The sequence below is a fragment of the bacterium genome, assembly GCA_040755795.1.
Classification (GTDB): Bacteria; UBA9089; CG2-30-40-21; order CG2-30-40-21; family SBAY01; genus JBFLXS01.
The window spans coordinates 1-3,033 of record JBFLXS010000450.1; the positions used below are offsets into that span (position 1 = coordinate 1).

1 protein-coding gene is annotated in these 3,033 nt (G+C 34.8%); it reads left to right on the plus strand.

The window, feature by feature from the left end; translation table 11 throughout:
• Nucleotides 1-34: 34 nt before the first annotated feature.
• The coding region (locus tag AB1414_18170) for a hypothetical protein (GenBank protein ID MEW6609341.1) at nt 35-3,033 on the plus strand (2,999 nt) is incomplete at its 3' end.

Sequence of the window (3,033 nt, forward strand, 5' to 3'; positions counted from 1 at the left end):
TATTGAATACAATACTAATCTTCAACTAAAAGTAATGAACCCAGACAATACTGTAATTTTTGCTACTAATACTACTTTATTACTTACTTCTAAAGGTTCTATCAGTATAAGTTTTGATGTTCCTTTATCTAAAGATGCAGTTGAAGGGATATACATCATTCAGGCAGAGGCAAATAGGGGTGGAAAGAAGATAGGATTAGATACAACCTGGTTTAAGATTTTAGAAGGTATTCCAGGACTTGAATTAACCCTTCCAGAAGCTATTATTCCCAATTCTACCAATGCCATTCCATTTACTCTAACCAATCCTGGGATGTCTATTATTGAATCAAGTACCCTTACTGTTTCATTTATAGACCCGGATAAAAGTTTACTGTGGCATGGGACATCTACATTTAGTGCGGTGGCTATTGCTGGGTCTTCTACCTTGAATATTAAGATCCCGATAAAAATAATCAACTTTGGCATCTATGAGTTATTTTATACCCTGAGTTATGAAGGGAAAATTTTGGTGGGCTCAAGGGAAATTAAATGTGATGCAATTATTAAGGTAGAACAAGATAAGACAAAGTATCGAGTAAGGGAAGCAATAAAATCAGAGGTAGAAATAATTAATAGAGGTAAATTTAGACAAGACCTAAGAGTAATTAGTTTTATTGATGAGTTTAATCTTAGTACGACTACGGCATTATCTTTACTACCATCTAAAAAAGGAAGTCTTACACTTACTACATTTATTCCAGTGAGTGCAACTGTGGGGTATCATTATGGGACTGTCTGCGTCCAGATTGGTAGTTCTACTAAATATGAGCAATTTAGGTTTTATATCCCGCAGGCAAGATTAGAAGTTAAATTTAATAATAAAAGTTATAAGCCGGGGGAAAGGGTAAATATTTATGTCCAGAATATCGGCGGTGTCCCGGATAGTTGGGATTATACTATAAGATTATTTGATACAATAGGGAATGAGGTTTATACAGGTGAAGGAAGTATAGATAATTTATTTCCAGCAGATGATGAGAGAGTAATAGGATTTGATATTCCAGCTGGACTAATAACAGGAGATTATATAATAAGCTTAATTACAACTGAGCAACTTATACAGTTAAGAGAATATTTTGATAGATATATCAGGATAGAAGGGATAGAGGCAGATATGAGTATATGGACTGATAAGAAAACATACTCTATTAATGAAGAAATTAATGTAAATGTAAAGATAGATAATAAAAATGAGGCGATTCAAAATGCTAAGTTGAGCCTGAAAGTAAGAAGTAATTATCCTGGGTGGAAGACTTTTACTGGATTAAAAAGAATTTATGATATTAAAGTTGATGGTAACTATGTCTGGTTTGCAACTGATGGGATTGTGAAAAGATATAATAAGGTAGATAATAACTGGGATGTTTATAATAAGATACGCGCTGAGATAATAGCAGTAGATGGGAGGTATATCTGGTTTGGGACAGGGGATAGTGGTGTATCACGATATGATAAGAAAACCGAGAGTTGGACAACTTTTACCCAATATAATAGTGGGTTAGTGGATAATTATATTAGTTCAATAGCAGTAGATGGGGAGTATATCTGGTTTGGGACAAAGTATGATGGTGTATCACGATATGATAAGGAAACCGGGAGTTGGACAACTTTTACTCGAGAAAATAGTGGGTTAGTGAATAATGGTGTTGAATCAATAGCAGTAGATGGAAAATATATCTGGTTTGGAATAAAGTATTATGGTGTATCACGATATGATAAGGAAACCGGGAGTTGGACAACTTTTAATAAAGAAAATAGTGGGTTAGCGAGTAATAAGATTAGTTCAATAGCAGTAGATGAAAAATATATTTGGTTTGGGTCACGCTATAGTGATTATGTTGGAGAAAATAGGGGTGTATCACGATATGATAAAGAAACTGGTAGCTGGACAACTTTTCCCCAACACAATGGTGGGTTAGTGAGTAATCATATTCATTCAATAGCAGTAGATGGAAAATATATCTGGTTTGGAACAGGGGATGGTGTATCACGATATGATAAGGAAACCGGTAGTTGGACAACCTTTAATGACGAAAATAGTGGGTTAGTGAATAATAATATTACTTCAATAGCAGTAGATGAGAAATATATTTGGTTTGGGACATGGTATGGTGTATCACAGTATGATAAAGGAAGTCATGATTGGAGCACTTTTACCCAACAAAATAGTGAGTTAGTGGGTAATATGATTACTTCAATAGCAGTAGATGAAAAATATATTTGGTTTGGGGAAAGCTATAATGGTGTATCACGATATGATAAGGAAACCAATAGTTGGACAACTTTTACCCAAGAAAATAGTGGGTTAGTGAATAATGGTATTAGGGCAATAGCAGTAGATGAGAAATATATTTGGTTTGGGACATACTATGGTGTATCACGATATGATAAGGAAACCGGTAGTTGGACAACTTTTACCCAATACAATAGTGGGTTACTGGATAATTATATTATGTCAATAGCAGTAGATGGGGGGTATATCTGGTTTGGGATATTCTATGCTGGTGCAGGAAGAAATGGTGTATCACGATATGATAAGGAAACCGGTAGTTGGACAACTTTTACCCAATATAATAGTGGGTTAGTGGATAATGATATTAGGTCAATAGCAGTAGATGGGGAGTATATCTGGTTTGGGACATACTATGATGGTGTATCACGATATGATAAGGAAACCGGGAGTTGGACAACTTTTAATAAAGAAAATAGTGGGTTAGTGAGTAATAGTATTCGTTCAATAGCAGTAGATGTGAGGTATATTTGGATTGGAACACACTATGGTGTATCACGATATGATAAGGAAACCGGGAGTTGGACAACTTTTAATGAGGAAAATAGTGGGTTAGTGAGGAATTATATTCATTCAATAGCAGTAGATGGGAAGTATATTTGGTTTGGGACATGGTATGGTGTATCACGATATGATAAGGAAACCGGTAGTTGGATAACTTTTAAGAGACAAAATAGTGAGTTAGTGGATAATGATATTCA